At 69.6% G+C, this 16762-nt stretch carries 17 protein-coding genes; 3 read left to right on the top strand and 14 right to left on the bottom strand.

Translation table 11 applies throughout. From position 1 onward, the window contains the following. Positions 1 to 17: 17 nt before the first annotated feature. From JHN63_RS00485 to JHN63_RS00465, 5 genes are read right to left on the bottom strand one after another with little or no spacing between them, the layout of a single operon-like run. Entirely contained in the window at positions 18 to 416 is a 399-nt protein-coding gene (locus JHN63_RS00485) for a cobalamin B12-binding domain-containing protein (RefSeq protein WP_200676592.1), read from the bottom strand. Beyond that, positions 416 to 2017, bottom strand: coding sequence for a methylmalonyl-CoA mutase family protein (locus JHN63_RS00480; RefSeq protein WP_200676591.1), 1602 nt, complete (start codon positions 2015 to 2017; stop codon positions 416 to 418). The genes JHN63_RS00485 and JHN63_RS00480 overlap by 1 nt, the downstream gene beginning before the upstream one ends. Then, complete coding sequence (locus JHN63_RS00475; RefSeq protein ID WP_200676590.1) at positions 2014 to 3441, bottom strand: FadD3 family acyl-CoA ligase; 1428 nt, start codon at positions 3439 to 3441, stop codon at positions 2014 to 2016. The genes JHN63_RS00480 and JHN63_RS00475 overlap by 4 nt, the downstream gene beginning before the upstream one ends. Next, positions 3438 to 4616, bottom strand: a complete 1179-nt coding sequence (locus JHN63_RS00470; RefSeq protein ID WP_200676589.1) for an amidohydrolase family protein — start codon at positions 4614 to 4616, stop codon at positions 3438 to 3440. Before JHN63_RS00470 ends, JHN63_RS00475 begins: the two co-directional genes overlap by 4 nt. A 35-nt stretch (positions 4617 to 4651) precedes the next feature. After that, positions 4652 to 6190 (bottom strand): AMP-binding protein, encoded by a 1539-nt coding sequence (locus tag JHN63_RS00465; protein WP_200676588.1) that lies wholly within the window; start codon positions 6188 to 6190, stop codon positions 4652 to 4654. A 64-nt stretch (positions 6191 to 6254) separates the two neighbouring features. Between JHN63_RS00465 and JHN63_RS00460 the strand changes: the two genes are divergently transcribed. From JHN63_RS00460 to JHN63_RS00450, 3 genes are read left to right on the top strand one after another with little or no spacing between them, the layout of a single operon-like run. Further along, complete coding sequence (locus tag JHN63_RS00460; RefSeq protein WP_200676587.1) at positions 6255 to 7292, top strand: ferredoxin--NADP reductase; 1038 nt, start codon at positions 6255 to 6257, stop codon at positions 7290 to 7292. A 4-nt stretch (positions 7293 to 7296) separates the two neighbouring features. Then, the gene (locus JHN63_RS00455; protein ID WP_200676586.1) at positions 7297 to 8016 is read left to right on the top strand and encodes an enoyl-CoA hydratase/isomerase family protein; all 720 of its coding nucleotides are present in this window, start codon (positions 7297 to 7299) and stop codon (positions 8014 to 8016) included. Next, positions 8009 to 8818, top strand: coding sequence for an alpha/beta hydrolase fold domain-containing protein (locus tag JHN63_RS00450; protein WP_307781774.1), 810 nt, complete (start codon positions 8009 to 8011; stop codon positions 8816 to 8818). Before JHN63_RS00455 ends, JHN63_RS00450 begins: the two co-directional genes overlap by 8 nt. Here JHN63_RS00450 and JHN63_RS00445 read toward each other — a convergent pair. The 9 genes from JHN63_RS00445 to JHN63_RS00405 all read right to left on the bottom strand — a co-directional run bounded on the left by JHN63_RS00445 (position 8784) and on the right by JHN63_RS00405 (position 16730). Beyond that, positions 8784 to 9356: a TetR/AcrR family transcriptional regulator gene (locus JHN63_RS00445; protein WP_200676585.1), complete on the bottom strand. Its 573-nt coding sequence runs from the start codon at positions 9354 to 9356 to the stop codon at positions 8784 to 8786. The two genes, JHN63_RS00450 and JHN63_RS00445, sit on opposite strands and share 35 nt — an antisense overlap. Before the next feature lie 123 nt (positions 9357 to 9479). Then, on the bottom strand, positions 9480 to 9791 hold the full coding sequence (locus JHN63_RS00440) for a DUF1330 domain-containing protein (RefSeq protein WP_200676584.1): 312 nt from the start codon (positions 9789 to 9791) through the stop codon (positions 9480 to 9482). 10 nt (positions 9792 to 9801) lie between these two features. Beyond that, positions 9802 to 9990, bottom strand: coding sequence for a ferredoxin (locus tag JHN63_RS00435; protein ID WP_200676583.1), 189 nt, complete (start codon positions 9988 to 9990; stop codon positions 9802 to 9804). After that, positions 9987 to 11282 (bottom strand): cytochrome P450, encoded by a 1296-nt coding sequence (locus tag JHN63_RS00430; protein WP_200676582.1) that lies wholly within the window; start codon positions 11280 to 11282, stop codon positions 9987 to 9989. The genes JHN63_RS00435 and JHN63_RS00430 overlap by 4 nt, the downstream gene beginning before the upstream one ends. Before the next feature lie 70 nt (positions 11283 to 11352). After that, positions 11353 to 12204, bottom strand: coding sequence for an NAD(P)-dependent oxidoreductase (locus JHN63_RS00425; RefSeq protein ID WP_200676581.1), 852 nt, complete (start codon positions 12202 to 12204; stop codon positions 11353 to 11355). Next, complete coding sequence (locus JHN63_RS00420) at positions 12204 to 12788, bottom strand: DoxX family protein (protein ID WP_200676580.1); 585 nt, start codon at positions 12786 to 12788, stop codon at positions 12204 to 12206. Before JHN63_RS00420 ends, JHN63_RS00425 begins: the two co-directional genes overlap by 1 nt. Continuing rightward, on the bottom strand, positions 12785 to 13702 hold the full coding sequence (locus JHN63_RS00415; protein WP_200676579.1) for an alpha/beta fold hydrolase: 918 nt from the start codon (positions 13700 to 13702) through the stop codon (positions 12785 to 12787). Before JHN63_RS00415 ends, JHN63_RS00420 begins: the two co-directional genes overlap by 4 nt. Then, positions 13699 to 15360 carry an OB-fold domain-containing protein gene (locus tag JHN63_RS00410; RefSeq protein WP_200676578.1) on the bottom strand — a complete coding sequence of 554 codons (1662 nt, stop codon included), beginning with the start codon at positions 15358 to 15360 and terminating at the stop codon, positions 13699 to 13701. The genes JHN63_RS00415 and JHN63_RS00410 overlap by 4 nt, the downstream gene beginning before the upstream one ends. Further along, positions 15357 to 16730, bottom strand: a complete 1374-nt coding sequence (locus tag JHN63_RS00405) for a cytochrome P450 (RefSeq protein WP_200676577.1) — start codon at positions 16728 to 16730, stop codon at positions 15357 to 15359. The genes JHN63_RS00410 and JHN63_RS00405 overlap by 4 nt, the downstream gene beginning before the upstream one ends. Positions 16731 to 16762: the final 32 nt, after the last annotated feature.

The raw sequence follows: 16762 nt of genomic DNA, 5'->3' as shown, positions 1-16762 counted from the left end.
TTCGGCTTGCCGCCGGGTCAGGGCGAGGTGACGGATGTCAGGGCGCGCATCTCGGCCACGAGGGCGTCGAGGGGTGTGCCCGTGGGGAAGACCGCGGCGGCTCCCGCGGTGAGCAGTTTCGGTACGTCGGCCGGCGGGATGGTGCCGCCGACCACGACGGCGATGTCCTCGGACCCCGTGGCGCGCAGGGCCTCGATCACCCGGGTGGTGAGAGCGAGATGTGCGCCGGAGAGAATGCTCAGGCCGACGACGGAAGCGTCCTCCTGGACGGCGACCGCCACGATGTCGTCGACGCGTTGTCGGATCCCGGTGAAGATGACCTCGAATCCCGCGTCGCGCAGCGCCCGCGCGACGATCTTGGCTCCGCGGTCGTGTCCGTCGAGGCCCGGTTTGGCGACCAGTACGCGGGCGTTCATCAGAACACCACCGGCTGCTGGAACTCGCCCCAGACCGCCTTGAGCGCGGCCACCATCTCGCCGACCGTGCAGTAGGCGTTGGCGCAGTCGATCAGGATGGGCATGAGGTTCTCGGTACCTTCCGCGGCGCGGGCCAGTTCGGTGAGGCGTTGTCGTACGAGGGCGGCGTCGCGGGTGGCCTTGACGTCGGCGAGCCGTTTCAGCTGCCGGTCGCGGCCCTCCGCGTCCAGTTCGTAGGTGGCGAGGTCGGGCGGTGGTTCGTCCGAGACGAAGCGGTTGACGCCGACGACGGGCCGGGTGCCCGCCTCCACCTCGCGGTGCACCTGGTAGGCCTCGTCGGCGATGAGGGTCTGCAGATAGCCGTCCTCGATGGCCCGGACCATGCCGCCGTACCGCTCCAGGTCCTCCATGATCTCGACGATGCGCGCCTCGGTGGCGTCGGTGAGCGCCTCGACGAAGTACGAGCCGCCGAGCGGGTCCGCGACCCTGGCGACGCCCGTCTCATGAGCGAGAATCTGCTGGGTGCGCAGCGCGAGGGTCGCCGACTCCTCGCTGGGCAGGGCGAACGGCTCGTCCCAGGCGGCCGTGAACATCGACTGGACCCCGCCGAGGACCGAGGCGAGTGCCTCGTAGGCGACCCGGACGGTGTTGTTCTGGGCCTGCGGTGCGTACAGCGAGGCGCCTCCGGCGACGCAGCCGAAGCGGAACATGGCGGCCTTGTCGCTGTCCGCGCCGTACCGCTCGCGCACGATGGTGGCCCAACGCCTGCGTCCCGCCCGGTACTTGGCGATCTCCTCGAAGAAATCGCCGTGCGTGTAGAAGAAGAAAGAGACCTGCGGCGCGAACTGACCGATCGTCATACGGCCGCGGGCGAGCACCGTGTCGCAGTAGGTGACCCCGTCCGCGAGGGTGAAGGCCATCTCCTGAACGGCGTTGGCGCCGGCGTCCCGGAAATGCGAGCCCGCGACCGAGATCGCGTTGAAGCGCGGTACCTCGGCAGCGCAGAACTCGATGGTGTCGGCGATGAGTCGGAGGGACGGTTCGGCGGGCCAGATCCAAGTGCCCCTGGACGCGTACTCCTTGAGGATGTCGTTCTGGATCGTCCCGGTGAGTTTCGCCCGGGGCACGCCCGCCCGTTCGGCCGCGGCAACGTAGAAGGCGAGCAGGATCGCGGCGGTGCCGTTGATGGTGAAGCTGGTGCTGATCCTGTCCAACGGGATGCCCTCGAAGAGGACTTCGGCGTCGGCGAGGGTGTCGACGGCGACGCCCACCCTGCCGACCTCCTCGCCCACTTCGGGGTCGTCGGAGTCGTAGCCGCACTGGGTGGGCAGGTCGAGCGCCACCGACAGCCCGGTGCCGCCCTGTTGGAGGAGGTAGTGGTAGCGGCGGTTGGACGATTCGGCGGTGCCGAAGCCGGAGTACTGGCGCAGCGTCCACAGCCGTCCCCGGTATCCGGTGGCGTAATTGCCGCGCGTGAAGGGGAAGTTGCCCGGCGCGGGCGGTTCGGCGTGGACGTCGTCGGGGCCGTAGACCGGTTTGAGGGGCAGGCCGGACGCGGTCCGGACGAGGTCGTCGTCCTGGGGCGGTGTGGGAGGCGTCATCGCAGGAGGTCCTTCATCACCTTTCCGGTGGCGTTCAGCGGCAGTTCCGTCAGGAACTCCACGGACCGGGGCACCTTGAACCCGGCCATCCGGCGCCGGCTCCACTCGATCAACTCGTCGGCGGTCAGCGGCCCTCGGGGTACCACGAAGGCCTTGCCGACCTGTCCCATCCGTTCGTCGGGGACGCCGATCACGGCGGCTTGGGCGACCGCCGGGTGTTCCATCAGGAAGCCCTCGATCTCGGCCGGGTAGGCGTTGAAGCCGCCGACGATGAACATGTCCTTCTTGCGGCCGACGATCCGCAGATAGCCGCGCTCGTCGAGCGTGCCGAGGTCTCCGGTGTGCAACCAGCCGTCCTGGTCGATGGCTTCGGCGGTCGCCTCGGGGTCGTTGAAGTAGCCGCGCATGACGCTGTAGCCGCGGACCAGCACCTCGCTGTCGTCCGCGATCCGGACCTCGACGCCGTCGCAGGGGGTGCCGACGGTGGTCGCGATGTCCTCGAAGGAGTCGCCCGGCCGGGTGGCCGTTGCTGTCCCCGCCTCGGTCAGGCCGTAGCCCGTCATGATCGAGGTGAAGGGCAGTTCGGTCATCACCCGGCGGATCAGTTCGACGGGGATGTCGGCGGCTCCGGTGACCGCAACTCGCAGGGAGGACAGGTCTCTTGAGCCGCGGTCGGTGAGCAGGGAGTGGTAGAGCGTGGGCGGGCCGGGCAGGACCGTCACCTTCTCGCGCTCGACCAGGTCCAGGACGTGGTCCACGTCGAAGACGGGTACGGGCAGGATGGTCATGCCACGGATGAGCGAGGCGACCATGCCCGCCTTGAAGCCGAAGATGTGGAAGAACGGGTTGACGATCAGATAGCGGTCGCCCTCCCTGACCCCGGCGAGGTCGCACCACTCGGCGTACAGCCGGAGTGTCTGGGCGTGGGTCATCAGGACGCCCTTGGGCCGGCCGGTGGTGCCGGAGGTGAAGACGATGTCGCTGACCTGGTCGCCGGTCACCTTCCGCTCGAAGGGCGAACCGCTCGCCAGGAAGCCGGACTTGACGTCGATGACCGGCACACCGGGCGGTGCTTTGAAGTCGAGGCCGAGGAAGCCCTCCTGGACGAGAACGGCCTTCGCACCGCTGCGAACGATGATGTCGTGTGCCTCGTCCGCCTTGAAGCGGGTGTTGACGGGCACCACCACACCGCCCGCGGTCATGAGACCGAAGGCGGCGATGATCCACTCGGCGGAGTTGGGCGCCCAGATCGCGACGCGGTCGCCCTGCTCCACCCCGGCCGACGCGAACGCACCCGCAGCCACACGCACCCGTTCGACCAGCTCGGTGAACGTGAGGCGGAGCGGGCCGTCCACCACGGCTTCGGCGTCACCGAAGCGGTCGGCCGCGCTCAGCACCATCTGCGGGATGCTCTCCCAAGTCATACGCCGATCAGGCGGGCGAGGTTGCCGCCCATGATCTTGGCCTGGTCGGCCTCCTTCATGCCCTGGATCGCGTCGATGTAGGAGACCGGGTCGGCGAGCCCCTCGGGGTGGGGGTAGTCGGACCCGAACAGGACGCGCTCGACGCCGACGACCTCGGAGAGCGCGGCCATGTCCTCCTCCCAGAACGGGCTGATGTGGATGCGGTTCCTGACCTCTTCGACCGGGTCGCCGAGGAAGCCCTTCGGCTGCTTCTTGTAGGTGCTGCCGAGTTGGTCGAGCAGGGGCAGCAGCCAGGAAGAGCCGTTCTCGATGACCGAGACCTTGAGTTCCGGGAAGCGGAACAGGGCTCCGTGGCAGACCCAGGACGCGACCGCGTCGGTGACCGGACGCCATTCGGACATCATGCGGAAGACCTGCGCCTGGAACGGCGTCATCTCCTGGCTCTTGCCCTCCCAGTCGCTGGAGTAGCGGGAGTAGCCGCTGTCGGAGGAGTGCATGGCCACCAGCACGCCCGCCTCCTCGACGCGCTTCCAGAACGGGTCGAACTCCGGCAGCGCGAAGGACCGCGAGCCGCCGTAGCCGGGGACCGGGGCGGGCCGTACGAGAATCGCCCGCGCTCCGCGCTCCAGGCACCACTCCAGTTCGGCGATCGCCTTGTCCAGGATGGGCAGGCTGATCACCGGGGTGGTGAAAATGCGGTTCTTGTAGTTGAACTGCCAGGTCTCGTGCAGCCATTGGTTGAGCGCGTGGACGACGACATGGATCAGCTCCGGGTCGTCCCGCATCCGTTCCTCGACCAGGCTGGCGAGGGTGGGGAACATCAGGGTCTGCTGGATTCCCAGGTCGTCCATGAGCGCCAAGCGCGGCCCGGGCTCGCGGAACGCGGGGATGGACCGCATCGGCTCGCCGAACAGCTCCCGGTGGGACTTGCCCTCCGGGTTCCCCTCGCGGAAGTAGTCCTCCCACGCGCCGGGCCTGGCCACGACCTCGAAGGTGGGGTTGGGGATGTAGTCGCTGATCTGACCGCGGATGGCGATCTTCGTACGGCCCTTCACCTGCACGTACTGGATGGCGCTCGCGTACTGCTTGGGCAGGTACCGGGTGAGCGCATCCTCCGTCTCGTACAGGTGGTTGTCCGCGTCGAACAGTGGATACGGCGGCACGCGCGATGGCATGAGATCCTCCTTCGCAGATTGCGAGAATCCTATTCTCACTCTTGATGGGCGGCAATATCCTTGCGGAGAACGAACTTCTGGACCTTGCCGCTGGCGGTCCGCGGGAAGTCCTCGACGACGTGCAGTTCCTCCGGCCACTTCTGGCGGGCCAGGCCCGCCGCGGCGAAGTGGGCGCGGAGATCGTCGAGCGTGGGTTCGCGGTGGCCGGACCGCAGTCGTACGACGGCTGCCGCGTGCTCACCGAGGCGGGCGTCCGGGGCGGCCACGACCGCGGCCTCGGCGACGGCCGGCAGGGCGAGGAGAACCTCCTCCACCTCCAGCGCGCCGATGTTCTCGCCGCCGCGGATGATGATGTCCGCCTTGCGGTCGGTGATGGTGAGATAGCCGTCCTCGTCGAGTTGGCCGATGTCGCCGGTGCGGTACCAGCCGTCTTCGTCGAAGGCCCGCTCGGTGAGGGCGGGGTCGGTGTAGCCGAGACAGAGGTCCGGGCCGCGGCTGAGGATCTCGCCGTCCTCGGCCAGCCGGATCTCCACTCCCGCCAGCGCTTCTCCGTCGGTGTAGAGCCGCTTGTCCTCGGGCGCGGTGTGGCTGGAGGACGTGATCGAGGGGTGCTCGGTGCTGCCGTAGGCCCGGAAGACCGTGATGCCGAGGTCCGCGAGGCGTCTGGTCACCGCGTTCGGTACGGCCGCGCCGCCGAGGCCCGCGTACTTCATGCCTGCCAGGTGGGCGGGGGTGAAGTCGGAGTGGTCGAGCAGGCTCGTCATGTAGTAGGCGGCGCCGCCTCCGACGGTGAGTCCCTCGCGGGCCATCAACTCCAGGGCGAGGGCCGGGTCCCAGGTGTCGGCGAGGTTGACCGGGGAGCCGTCCAGGACGGGGATCAGGAAGGCGTTGACCATGCCGATGAAGTGGCCGACGGGCGCGGAGGTGAGCTGGTCACCGCGGTCGGGCGGGTAGCGGCCTGCCAGTTGGCGGGTCTCGAAGGCCAGGGTGTTGTGACTGTGCACAACTCCCTTGGGGTCGCGGGTCGTTCCGGAGGTGAAGGCGATCAGCGCGGGGTCGGACGGGCCCGTGGGCAGGATGCCGGACAGCGGTTCGTCGGCGAGTAGTTCGTCGAAGTTCCGGCCCACGACGCCGACCACCGGGATCTTCGCGCTCAACTCGGGGTCGTGGCGCAGATGCCCGAACCGTTCGGCGGTGACGAAGACCTTGGCCTCGACCGTGTCCAGGATGTAGCCGACTTCCCTGCGTCCGTAGAAGTGGACGATCGGCACCACGACCGCGCCGAGGAACGCCGACGCCCAGAAGACCGCCGCCGCCTCCATCCAGTTGGGCAGTTGGAGGGCCACGACGTCACCGGGGCCGACACCGCGTGCGCGCAGCCCGGCGGCCAGTCGGCGGGCGGTCAGTTCGACTTCGGCGAAGGTGCCTTCCCAGGGCCGTACGGCCGAGTGCACACGGAACACGGTTCCCGGGGCCGCCGCGAGTCCCCGTGCCAGCAGGTCACCGATCGTCTCACCGGTCCACCAGCCCTCCGTCTCGTAGCGGTCGACCAGTTCAGTGGGGATCGTTCGCACGACAGGAACTTCCTCTCGTCTTTGAGAATTGCACTCTCTCAGAGCGAGAAGGTAAATTCCACACATGGGACGAGACCACGGGTTCCACCCGGTGCGGATCACACGGATCATCCAGGAGACGCCCGACACCCGGACGTACGTACTCGACGCGCCCTTCCCGTACCGGGCGGGCCAGTTCGTGACGATCAAGGCCTGTGGCACGCTGCGCAGTTACTCGATGTCCAGTTCGCCGGAGACGGACGCCGAGTTGATGACGACGGTGAAGCGGGTTCCGGGCGGTCTGGTGTCCAACTGGATGCACGACCATCTCGCACCCGGCGACATCGTCGAGACCACGCTGCCCGCAGGGGTGTTCTGCCTGCGGGAGGGCGAAGAGGCGGTCACGGCACGCGAGTTGACCGCTCCGGTCGTGGCGTTCTGCGGGGGCAGCGGGATCACCCCGATCCTCTCGCTCGCCAAGTCGGCGCTGGCCGGCACCGGGCGCCCGGTGCGGGTGCTGTCGGCCAACCGGGACGCGGGCGCCGTCATCTTCGCCTCCGCACTGGGCGAGTTGGCACAGCGGTACCCCGGACGGTTCGAGATCCGGCACCACCTCGACGACTGGGAGGGCTTCGTCACGGCGGACCAGGTACGGGAGTTCGCCGGCGGCGACACGGACGCGGATTTCTACCTCTGCGGGCCCGCGCCCTTCATGGAGCTGGTGGAGAACGCGCTTCTCACCCACGGAGTCGCTCCGGAGCGGATCTTCGTCGAGCGGTTCGCGCAGGCCGCCGATCGCCCGCCCCCGGAGAACACCGAGCAGGAACCGGAGGAGTCCCCCGACCAGGACGGCACCGTCACGCTCGTGCTCTCCGGCAAGCGGCACACGCTCGCGCAGCGCTCCGGCGAGACCTTTCTGGAGAGTGCGCGTCGGGCGGGACTGGCCCCGCCGTTCTCCTGCGAGGCGGGCAACTGCGCCACCTGCATCGCCCAAGTCACCCAGGGCGAGGCCAAGATGCGCGTCAACAACGCGCTCGACGAGGACGAGGTCGCCGAGGGCTGGGTCCTGACCTGCCAGGGCGAGCCGACCACCTCGCACGTCACTGTCGTATACGAGGACTGAGGCCATGGACGTAGATCTCGAACTCGACGAGGGCCTGGCGGTCGTCACCATCGACCGCCCGCGGGCCCGCAACGCCATCGCCCCGGCCACGATGGACGAACTGGACAAGGTGCTCGACGCGGCCGCGGGCGCCAAGGCCCTGGTCATCACCGGTGCCGGTGACCGGGCGTTCGTCTCCGGCGGGGACCTGAAGCAGCTGAGTGCGATCCGGACCGAGGAGGACGCGATGGCCATGGCCCTGCGGATGAGGGGGATCTGCGATCGCATCGCGGCCTTCCCCGGACCGGTGATCGCCGCGTTGAACGGGCACGCGTTCGGCGGCGGCGCCGAGGTCGCGGTGGCCGCCGACATTCGGGTCGCCGCCGACGACATCCGGATCGGCTTCAACCAAGTCGCTCTGGCCATCATGCCCGCGTGGGGCGGCGCCGAGCGCCTCGCCCAACTCGTCGGCAAGGGGCGGGCGTTGATGCTCGCGGGCGCCGGAACGGTCCTCGACGCGGCCGAGGCCCAGCGCGTCGGACTGCTCGAACTGGTGCTGCCGCGCGCCGACTTCGCCGAGGGCTGGCGCACCCTGGCCAGATCCCTCGCGACCAATCCGGCGCGGGAGATCAAACGCGTGATGAGCGGAGCCGTCCCGGAGGAGGAGGCGGCCCGCGCCTTCGCCCGCCTCTGGGTGTCCGACGAGCACTGGCAGGCAGCGGAGAGGGTGATGTCCCGTGGGTGACACACGAGTTGGGGCAACCGGAGCCACCGATCTCAGCAACTCCGACCTGGCCGACGTACGGGCGGACACGGACCGTGCGGCGGCCGGCGACGGGCGGGTACGGGTCGAGTCGAGCCCCGTCGGGCCGATCGTACGGCCGCCGGACGCCACCGATCTCGTCGTCCTCTATCTCCACGGGGACCGGCAGTTGTCGGGTTCGCCGGAGTCGGCGGTCGACCTCGCCGAGCGGATCGCCTTGCGCACAGGGGCCGTTGTGGTGTGCCCGCGGTACCGGTCGTCCTTCCCGGGGGCGCTGGACGACGTGCATGCCGTGTACACCTCGTGCCAGGCCCGTGGTCCGGTCGCGTTGGCCGGTGAGCGCTTGGGGGCCGGGCTCGCGGCCTCGCTGCTGGTGCGGCTGCGGGACATGGGGGCGCGGCAGCCGGAGTGCGCGGTGCTGAGTTCGGCGCTGCTCGACCTGACGCTGGAGGCGCCGAGTCTGTTGTTCAACGCGGCCGCCGATCCGGGCTTCGACATCGACGAACTCCGTTTGCACGCGGCCCGGTTCGCGGCCGGCGCCGATCGGACCAACCCGCTGCTGAGCCCGCTGCACGCCAATCTGCACGGGCTGCCGCCGATCCAACTCCTGGTCGCCGGTACCGATCCGCTGCTGGACGACTCCCTGTCGTTCGCGGCCCGCGCGGCCCACTCCGGTGTCACGGTGGATCTCCGGGTACGGCCGGACGCGGTGAGTCTGCATCCCGAGGGCGTCACGGCCATGGCCGATTTCATACAGGCGTGGGCCCGAGCAGCACGCCCATGACATCGCGGATGATCTCGGGGTAGTCGGTCTGCTCCTCGTCGAGCATCCACTGCTGCTGGACCCCTTCGAGCATCGCCACCACGGCGGTGGCGGCGGCTCGGGGGGTCAGGCCGCTGGGTACGCGCTCGCCGTAGAGCGCGGTGAGGTGCTCGACGGTGTGGTCCTGGATCGACCGGTAGTAGTCCTGGCAGAACCGCACTGCCTCGTCGCTGCCGGTGACGCCCTCGGCCACGAGAACGCTGTGGATCTGGGCGAGACCGGGATTCTTGTGGTCGTAGGTGATGACCTCGGCGAGCAGCCCGGGCAGGTCCTCGCCGGGGTCCGCGTGGAGGGCTGCCAGGTGTTCCCGGGCGAGGTCCTCGCGGAGCTGGACGAGAGCGAGGAGAAGGCGCTTCTTGCTCGGGAAGTAGTGCAGTACGCCCTGTCTGGTCAGGCCGGCGCGCTCGGCCACGGCGTCGATGGATGCCTTCTTGTAGCCCCGCTCGGCGAACACCGCCAGCGCGGCACCAAGGATCTCCTCGTGTCGGGCCGTCGTCATCGAGCACCCCTTCCACCCCGGCAACACCCATGTGACATTACGGTTGCCGTCGCGATCGGGCGACCCTTCCGGCCATTACGGAACCATTGACCGTCCTACGGCGGCCCGTCGGGCCGTCCGATCTCACGCACCCCGGGACGGCGGCTCGAAGCCGGAGACGATCACGGCGTTCGTGTCGGCGGCGGCCTGCCGTAGGGGCTTCGCGCGTTGGTAGGCCTCCGACTCGTACCAGGCTCGCGCGGCTTCCACGGAGTGGAATTCGAGAACGACGGTCCGGTCACCGTGCCACTCGCCTTCCAGGAGTTGCGGCCGGCCGTCGACCGCGAGGACACAGGCGCCGCCCTCGGCCATCGACGCACCGGCCGCGCGGCTGTAGGCGTCCATCCCGGCCGGGTCCTTGATGGACTCGGTCAGGATGACGTACCCCTTGGGCATCCCGTTCTCCTCAGGTCAGTGTGATCGCGCGCTCGGGGCAGCTGCCCAGTGCCGTGCGGACCTGTTCCTCGTACTCTGCGGGGACTTCGGGGGTCAGCACCTCGGCGTATCCGTCGTCAGTCAGGTCGAAGACCTCGGGGCAGATCGACCAGCAGATTCCGTGACCCCGGCAACGGTCCGCGTCGACGACGGCCTTCATCGGGCGGACTCCTCGGCGAGCGTGAACTCCAGGTTCAGATGGGTGAGTCCGCGCAGGATGTACGTGGGCAGGTAACGGTATGTCCGGGCGTCGGCAGGGCCGTGCACGCTCTCCGAGATCCTGATGTCCGTCGTGCGGTCGAGGATGCGCTCGATGCCCACGCGGGCCTCGGCGCGGGCGAGTGGGGCGCCGGGGCAGGTGTGGGGTCCGCGGCCGAAGGCGAGGTGGTGCCGGGCGTTGGCGCGGGCCGGGTCGAAGGTCTCGGGGTCCTCGAAGTGGCGCGGGTCGCGGTTCGCGGCGCCGTTGAGAACCATGAGGGTGGTGCCGGCGGGGATGTCGACGCCGCCCACGGTGGACGGGACGCGGGACAGCCGGAAGTCGCCCTTGATCGGGCTCTCGGTGCGCAGCGTCTCCTCGATGAAGTTCGGGATGCGGTCGCGCTCGGTGCGCAACAGCCGCTGCAGATCGGGGTCTTCGGCGATCAGCTTGAGGGCGTTGCTCAGCAGTCGGACCGTGGTCTCCTGGCCGGCCGCGAACAGGTTCGTGGCGACGCGCGCCACGTCGGCGACGTCGGGCGTCGAGCCGTCGCTGAACTTCGCGAGGGCGAGGCCCGTGATCACGTCCTCGCGGGGCTCCAGGCGACGCTCCTCGACATAGGCCGAGAACTGCCCGTACAGATACTGCAGCGGCGAGTACGCCACCTCGCCGTCCGTGCTGCCGATGCCGCCCTGGGGGTGGTGTTCGAGGCCCTCCACGAACGAGTTGCGATCCTCGTCGGGCACGCCCAGCAGGTCGGCGATGACCCGCAGGGTGAAGGGGCCGGCGAACCCGCTGATGAAGTCGCCCTCTCCGCCCGCGAGATACGTGTCCAACTGCGCGTCGGCGAGGTGCCACATCGACGCCTCGTTCTCCTTCAGGCGGCGCGGGGTGATCATCCGCATCAGCAGTCCGCGGTGATCGGTGTGCATGGGCGGGTCGAGGGTGGGGAGTTGGTCGCTCATCGGGAGTTGGTCGCGGTACTGCTCGATCAGCGCGCTGACGTCGACGTCGCCGTCCAGCGGGACCGGGAACCCGGGGAAGGGTCCGGTGACCGAGAGGCACGACGAGTACGTATCGGCGTCGTTGAGGACCTGGATCGCCTCGTCGTACCCGGTCACCATCGTCACGTCGTGGTGGCTCTCACGGTGCACCGGGCACTTCCCGCGCAAGGCCGCCAGGTAGGGATAGGGGTCCGCGACGACTTGGTCGTCCTGGAAGAAGTCGATCGCCTCGAAGTCCTTCACGGTGTGCACGATTCCCTTCGGTCACCAGTCTGACGACGAGCGACGATATCAATGTTCTCCATTGGCGAGAGGCACGTTTTCACTTTCGTGGAACGGGAGTTGAGGTTGCCGTCAGGCGTCCCTGCCCCATGTGGTCGAGGGCCGCGTGGGCCGCCGCCAGCACGCTGCCCGTCGGGGCGCCCGCCGTCTCGGCGAGGTCGGCCAACAGCCGCACGTCCTTACGGAGCAGCGGTCCGGCACGTTCGGCGAGTCGGTCGAGGGTGCCGCCCGCGGCCCGCACCCGGTCGAGCGCGAAGCTCGATCCGCTGCCGTGCAGGACGACCTCGGCCAGGGCGCCGCGCTCGATGCCGAACTCCGGTGCGAGGGCCAGTGTGTCGGCCGCGGTCGCCAAGTTGGCGGTGAACAACAGGTTGTTGAGGAGCTTGGCGATCTGTCCCGCGCCCAGCGGGCCCATATGGACGACCGGATCGCCGAACGCCTCGAACACCTTGCGGCAGTAGGCGACCGTGCCCGACTCGCCGCCCGCCATCACCAGCAGCCTGCCCTCGGCCGCCGCGTTCCCGCCACCACTGACGGGCGCGTCGACCACGGAGACGCCGTGCACCTGGGCGCGCTCGGCGAGCCGCCGGCAGGTGTCGGGGTGGACGGTGCTGTGGACGGCGATCACCCCGCCCCGGCGCAGCCCGGTCAGCACGCCCTGTTCGCCCGTGACGACCTGTTCGACATCGGCGTCGTCGACGACGCAGACGCACACCAGGTCGCTGGCGGCGGCCAGTTCGACGGGGGACGCGGCCCGCTGCGCCGCCGTGTCCGCGAACGCGGCGAGCGTGGCCGGGCGGCGCGCCCAGAGCGTCGTGGCGAAGCCCGCCTCGACGATCCGGCGGGCCATGGGAGCGCCCTGATTGCCCAGCCCGATGAATCCGACGCGCATCAGCGGGCCTCCTGGTCGACGTGCTCGGGGGTGTTCTCCGGCTCGGGCCGGGGTGACGCGACGTCGGCTTCCGGTCCGGCCTCGGCTTGCTGCCGCTCCGGTCGCCAGAACGTGCCCAGCAGTCCCCCGGTCGCCAGCACGGCCACGCCCAGGGCGATTCCGCCGCCGGTCCAGCCGGTGACGTCGATGTCGGCCACGTGGTCGACGGACCAGTGGCCGGGGCCCAGTACCGCGATGGCCAGGGCGACGACGGCGAGTGTGAGGACGTACTCGTAGCCGTCCTTGAAGACGAAGAAGCCGTTGCGCCGGTGGGCGAGGAGCCCCGCGACCAGCATCACGGAGATCACGGCCGCGCAGGCCAGCGGGGTGAGCAGGCCGAGGACGAGCAGGACGCCCGCGCCGACCTCGGTGAACACGCTGGCCCAGGCCTGCAGCACGCCCTGTCTCAGGCCGAGTCCGGTGAACCAGCGGGCGGTGCCCTCGATGCGGCCGCCGCCGCGCCAGTGATTGAGCCCGTGCATGATCATGATCAGTCCTACGGCCACGCGTACGAGCAGCAGTACCGCAATCTCGGCGTCACTCATCCGGCCCTCCTCGGCAGATGGTCGATCTCGTCGTTCTCATGTCCGAGAACGCATTCCTCAACGAAGGAGAGGATCTTCAGGTGGTACCCGGTGGCGGTGCGCCCGATGCTCAAGTTGTGGCCGCTGTCGGCCTGTTCGTCGGTGACGACCCGCGGGGAGTCGGTGAAGAGGCTCGCGATGTCGGCCATGGCCGCGGGCCCGGAGCTCCACACACGTTCGTGGTCGCCGAGCGTGTAGTGGACGGGAATCCGGACCCGGGCCGCGACGTCGGCGAACTCCAGCGGCCAGCGGCGGGCCACGGTGGCCTCGTACGGCGGACCCGGTGACTGGATACGGCCGGCGCCGACGACCTCGTCCGGATACAGGCGCGACGGCTCCCACAGCAGGTCGCGCAGGCCGGGTCCGGGCCGTCTCGGCACGTCCGGGTCACGCCGCCTGAAGTCGAGGATGTCGACGGCGCCGGGCGCGTGACGGCGTCCGGTACCGGCGATCTCCAGGCCGAGAAGGTCGTTCCGCCGCTCGTCTCCCGCCATGTGCACACCCAGGGCGCAGCCGATCGAGTGCGCCCAGAGGAACAGTCCCGCTCCGCGGGGACGCGAGCCGAGCACCTGGTCCACCGCTCCGTAGGCGAGGTCCACGCGGCGGGCGGGGGAAGCCATGCTCTCGCCGTACGGAGCGGAACTCCCGTATCCGGGACGGTCGATGGCGACGACCGTGAAGTCCAGTGCCGCGGCGGTGCGCAGGAGGGACAGCCGAGGTTGGTCCGGGTAGTCGAAGTAGCGCGACGTCACCGCTCCCCCGTGCAGCGCGACGAGCACCGCGCGCGGTTCGCGGGCCTCGCACAGCAGCGCCGACATGGGGATGCCGTCGACGTCGACGACCCGCGAAACGACCTCCGTGGTGCGTGAGTTCATCCGTCCGCCCGGAAGAGGATCACGCCGCTCGGGGTGAGTCCGCCGCTGCTCGCCACCGCGACCCGTGCGCCGGACACCTGTCGCGGCCCGGCCGCGCCGCGCAGTTGGGTGATCGCCTCGTGGACCAGTCCCATGCCATGGGTGCGGCCGTGGGAGAGCTGTCCGCCATGGGTGTTCAGTGGCAGTACGCCGTCCCGTGCGATGTTCTTGCCTCCGTCCAGGAAGTCCTTGGCCTCGCCGATGCCGCAGAACCCCAACCCCTCGAGCCAGGAGAGGCAGTTGAAGGTGAAGCCGTCGTACAGCTCGGCCACGTCGACGTCCTCGGGGCGCAGCGCGGTGCGGGACCACAAGTGGGCGGACTGGCCGAGGACCTGGGGTTCGTGGGTGAGTGTGCTCTGGTCCCATTCCAGGCGTTCCAGGATCTGGGTGCCCACCGCCTCGACCAGGACGGGCGGTTGGGCGAGGTCCCGGGCCACGTCCACGGCCGACACGATCACGGCGACCGCTCCGTCGCAGGGGACGTCGCAGTCGTAGAGGCCGAACGGGGTGGTGATGGGGCGGGCGCCCAGGTAGTCGTCCATGGTCAGCGGGTCGCGGTAGACCGCTGTGGGGTTGAGTGCCGCGTTGGCCCGCTGGTTGAGCGCGATCCAGCCGAGGGTCTCGCGGGTGGTGCCGTAGCGGTGGAAGTGGCGTTGGGCGTTCTGGGCGAGGGTGTGGGCGGCGGAGATCGCCCCGAAGGGCTTCATCCAGCCGTCCAGCTTGCGCGGTGGGTCCTGCGCGATTCTGCCGCGGCGCACGAGGTCGCCGTAGGACGCCTCCCAGACCGTGCGGAAGCACAGGACGTGACGGGCGAGTCCCCCGGCGACGGCGAGCATCGCGGAGATGAGTGAGCCGCAGGGGCCGAAGGTCTCGCTGCCGCCGTTGTACCAGGTGGGTTCGAGACCGAGGGCCGACTCCAGGGCGGTGATCCCGCCTTCGCCGAAGCCGCCGTACGCGGCTCCGGCGCCCGGGTAGGTGGCCAGGCCGTCGATGTCGGCGACGGTCAACCCGGCGTCGGCGATGGCGCGTTGGCAGGCCTGGACGGTGAGGGACACTGGTGGGACGAGGAGGCGGCGGCCGATCTCCGACATACCGATGCCGGTGATGGCGACCTTGTCCTCGAACTTCTCCGTGGTCACCATCGGCCGTACGCGGCGGGCGAGTTGGTGGGTGTCGACCTCGGCGAGCGGCAGCGGGTCGGGGGCCGGGCGGCCGCGCGCCGGGCGGAACAGGGGCAGCCAGGCGTCCTCGACCTCCTCGAAGACGACCTCCATCCGCATGCCCAACTCCAGCTCGTCCGGGGTGCATTGGACGGCGTTGGTGGTGAGCCGGATCCTGGGGTCCTCCTCCAGGGCGACCTGGGCCACGACGTAGGGCGCGGGCAGACCGGGCAGGGCGAAGCGGTGGTTGACGGTGAAGCCGATCAGCGTCGCACGGCCGGAGACGGCCCGGACGCCCATGTCGTGGCCGTGGCAGTACCGGCAGACCGGCTGCGGTGGGTGGATGAGGGCCGCGCAGGACCCGCACTCCGCCACCCGCAGCCGGCCGTCGGCGCCGGAGGTCCAGAAGAACGCGTTCTCCTCCGTGATCACCGGCGCCGGACGCTGATGGTCCGTCATGAGTCGATCCGGGCCTTGGACTTGCGGACGGTGACCGGTTCGGCGAGGCGCTGTTCGTCGCAGATCTTCTGGAGTTCGACGAGGGTCTCGTCGAGTCCGGCGCCGAGCCGTTCGCCCGGGGTGAAGGTCGCGGGGAGGTGGCGCATGCCCTGGATGACGCCGATGGTCTCGTAGTGGACGGCGCCTTCGGGGTCGCACACGAAGTCGGGCATCCGGTCGAGTACGGCCGTCACCATCCGCTTGAACACCGTGCGGGCCACGTTGGAGCCGATGCAGCGGTGGATGCCGAGGCCGAAGCTGCTGTGCCGGTTGCCCTTGCGCTCCATGTCGATGCGGTCCGGGTCGGGGAAGACCGAGGGGTCGCGGTTGGCCATCGCCCAGGAGAGCCAGAGGCGTTCGCCCTCCTTGAACTCGGTGCCGGCGATCTCGCAGTCGGCGGTGATGGTGCGGCCGTCTCCGGGTGCCGGGGTGTAGAAGCGCAGGAACTCCTCGGTCGCGGAGTCCAGGAGGGTCTTGCGGTCACGGCTCAACCGGGCGCGTTCGTCCGGGTGTTGGGAGAGCCATTCGAGGGAGTGGGCGGTGAGCGCGGTCGTCGTGTCGAAGCCGCCGCCGATCAACAGGGCGCACACGCCGAGGAGTTCGCCGTCGTCGGGGTTGCGGCCGTTGATGTCGGCGCGGACCAGCGCGTCCACCAGGCCCGGGCGGGGGTTCTTCCGGATCTCCGCGAGCTGAGCCATGAGGTCCATGCCCATCTTGCGGCTCAGGTCCAACACCCTTTGCATGTCGGGTGAGTTGGGCGGGGTGTAGACGGAGGCGTGGGCCGGTTCGTTGTAGATGGTCCAGTGCTCCAGCGGGATGCCCATCATCGCCAGGGTGAGCACGGCGGGGACGATGTTGGCGAGGTCGTCGACGAAGTCGATGTGCCCGGACTCGATCTTCTCGTCGATGCTCGCGCGGACGACCTCGTCGACGAACGGGATCCAGCGCTGGATCGCCGCCGGCGAAAGATACGGGTTGAGGGTCTGCCGGTAGTAGCGCTGGTCCGGCGGGTCCATCTCCAGGAACCCGCCCCGGCCCTTCCGCTCGGGGGGCGGTGCGGGGATGGAGATCCCGTTGTATCCGCGCCGCTCCCCCTTCACGTCGTGGTCGTTGGAGAGGAACTCCGCGGACCGCGCGAGTTCGAAGACCTCGCGGTTGCCGCTGGCGACCCAGTGGCCTCCGTGGGTCTCCGTCCAGGCGATCGGGCACGTGCCGTGCAGCTCGTGGGTGATGTCCTCGAACCGGTCGCGGTAGTCGGGGGTGTGCCGGTCGAAGTGCACCTGGGGGTGCTTGCGGCCGCCGTCGTCGACGGCCGCGTCTTCCGTGGTCATTGCGGAGTCCTCTCCTGCTCGGTGGATGAGAT

This window comes from Streptomyces sp. MBT65 (assembly GCF_016612545.1).
Taxonomy (GTDB): Bacteria; Actinomycetota; Actinomycetes; order Streptomycetales; family Streptomycetaceae; genus Streptomyces.
This window is presented reverse-complemented; position numbering and strand designations above follow the sequence as displayed.

What these genes read in the sequence shown, in the direction of transcription:
- JHN63_RS00485 (WP_200676592.1), bottom strand. Translation starts at nt 416, where the DNA reads ATGAACGCCCGCGTACTGGTCGCCAAACCGGGCCTCGACGGACACGAC.
- JHN63_RS00480 (WP_200676591.1), bottom strand. Translation starts at nt 2,017, where the DNA reads ATGACGCCTCCCACACCGCCCCAGGACGACGACCTCGTCCGGACCGCG.
- JHN63_RS00475 (WP_200676590.1), bottom strand. Translation starts at nt 3,441, where the DNA reads ATGACTTGGGAGAGCATCCCGCAGATGGTGCTGAGCGCGGCCGACCGC.
- JHN63_RS00470 (WP_200676589.1), bottom strand. Translation starts at nt 4,616, where the DNA reads ATGCCATCGCGCGTGCCGCCGTATCCACTGTTCGACGCGGACAACCAC.
- JHN63_RS00460 (WP_200676587.1), top strand. Translation starts at nt 6,255, where the DNA reads ATGGGACGAGACCACGGGTTCCACCCGGTGCGGATCACACGGATCATC.
- JHN63_RS00455 (WP_200676586.1), top strand. Translation starts at nt 7,297, where the DNA reads ATGGACGTAGATCTCGAACTCGACGAGGGCCTGGCGGTCGTCACCATC.
- JHN63_RS00445 (WP_200676585.1), bottom strand. Translation starts at nt 9,356, where the DNA reads ATGACGACGGCCCGACACGAGGAGATCCTTGGTGCCGCGCTGGCGGTG.
- JHN63_RS00440 (WP_200676584.1), bottom strand. Translation starts at nt 9,791, where the DNA reads ATGCCCAAGGGGTACGTCATCCTGACCGAGTCCATCAAGGACCCGGCC.
- JHN63_RS00435 (WP_200676583.1), bottom strand. Translation starts at nt 9,990, where the DNA reads ATGAAGGCCGTCGTCGACGCGGACCGTTGCCGGGGTCACGGAATCTGC.
- JHN63_RS00425 (WP_200676581.1), bottom strand. Translation starts at nt 12,204, where the DNA reads ATGCGCGTCGGATTCATCGGGCTGGGCAATCAGGGCGCTCCCATGGCC.
- JHN63_RS00420 (WP_200676580.1), bottom strand. Translation starts at nt 12,788, where the DNA reads ATGAGTGACGCCGAGATTGCGGTACTGCTGCTCGTACGCGTGGCCGTA.
- JHN63_RS00415 (WP_200676579.1), bottom strand. Translation starts at nt 13,702, where the DNA reads ATGAACTCACGCACCACGGAGGTCGTTTCGCGGGTCGTCGACGTCGAC.
- JHN63_RS00410 (WP_200676578.1), bottom strand. Translation starts at nt 15,360, where the DNA reads ATGACGGACCATCAGCGTCCGGCGCCGGTGATCACGGAGGAGAACGCG.
- JHN63_RS00405 (WP_200676577.1), bottom strand. Translation starts at nt 16,730, where the DNA reads ATGACCACGGAAGACGCGGCCGTCGACGACGGCGGCCGCAAGCACCCC.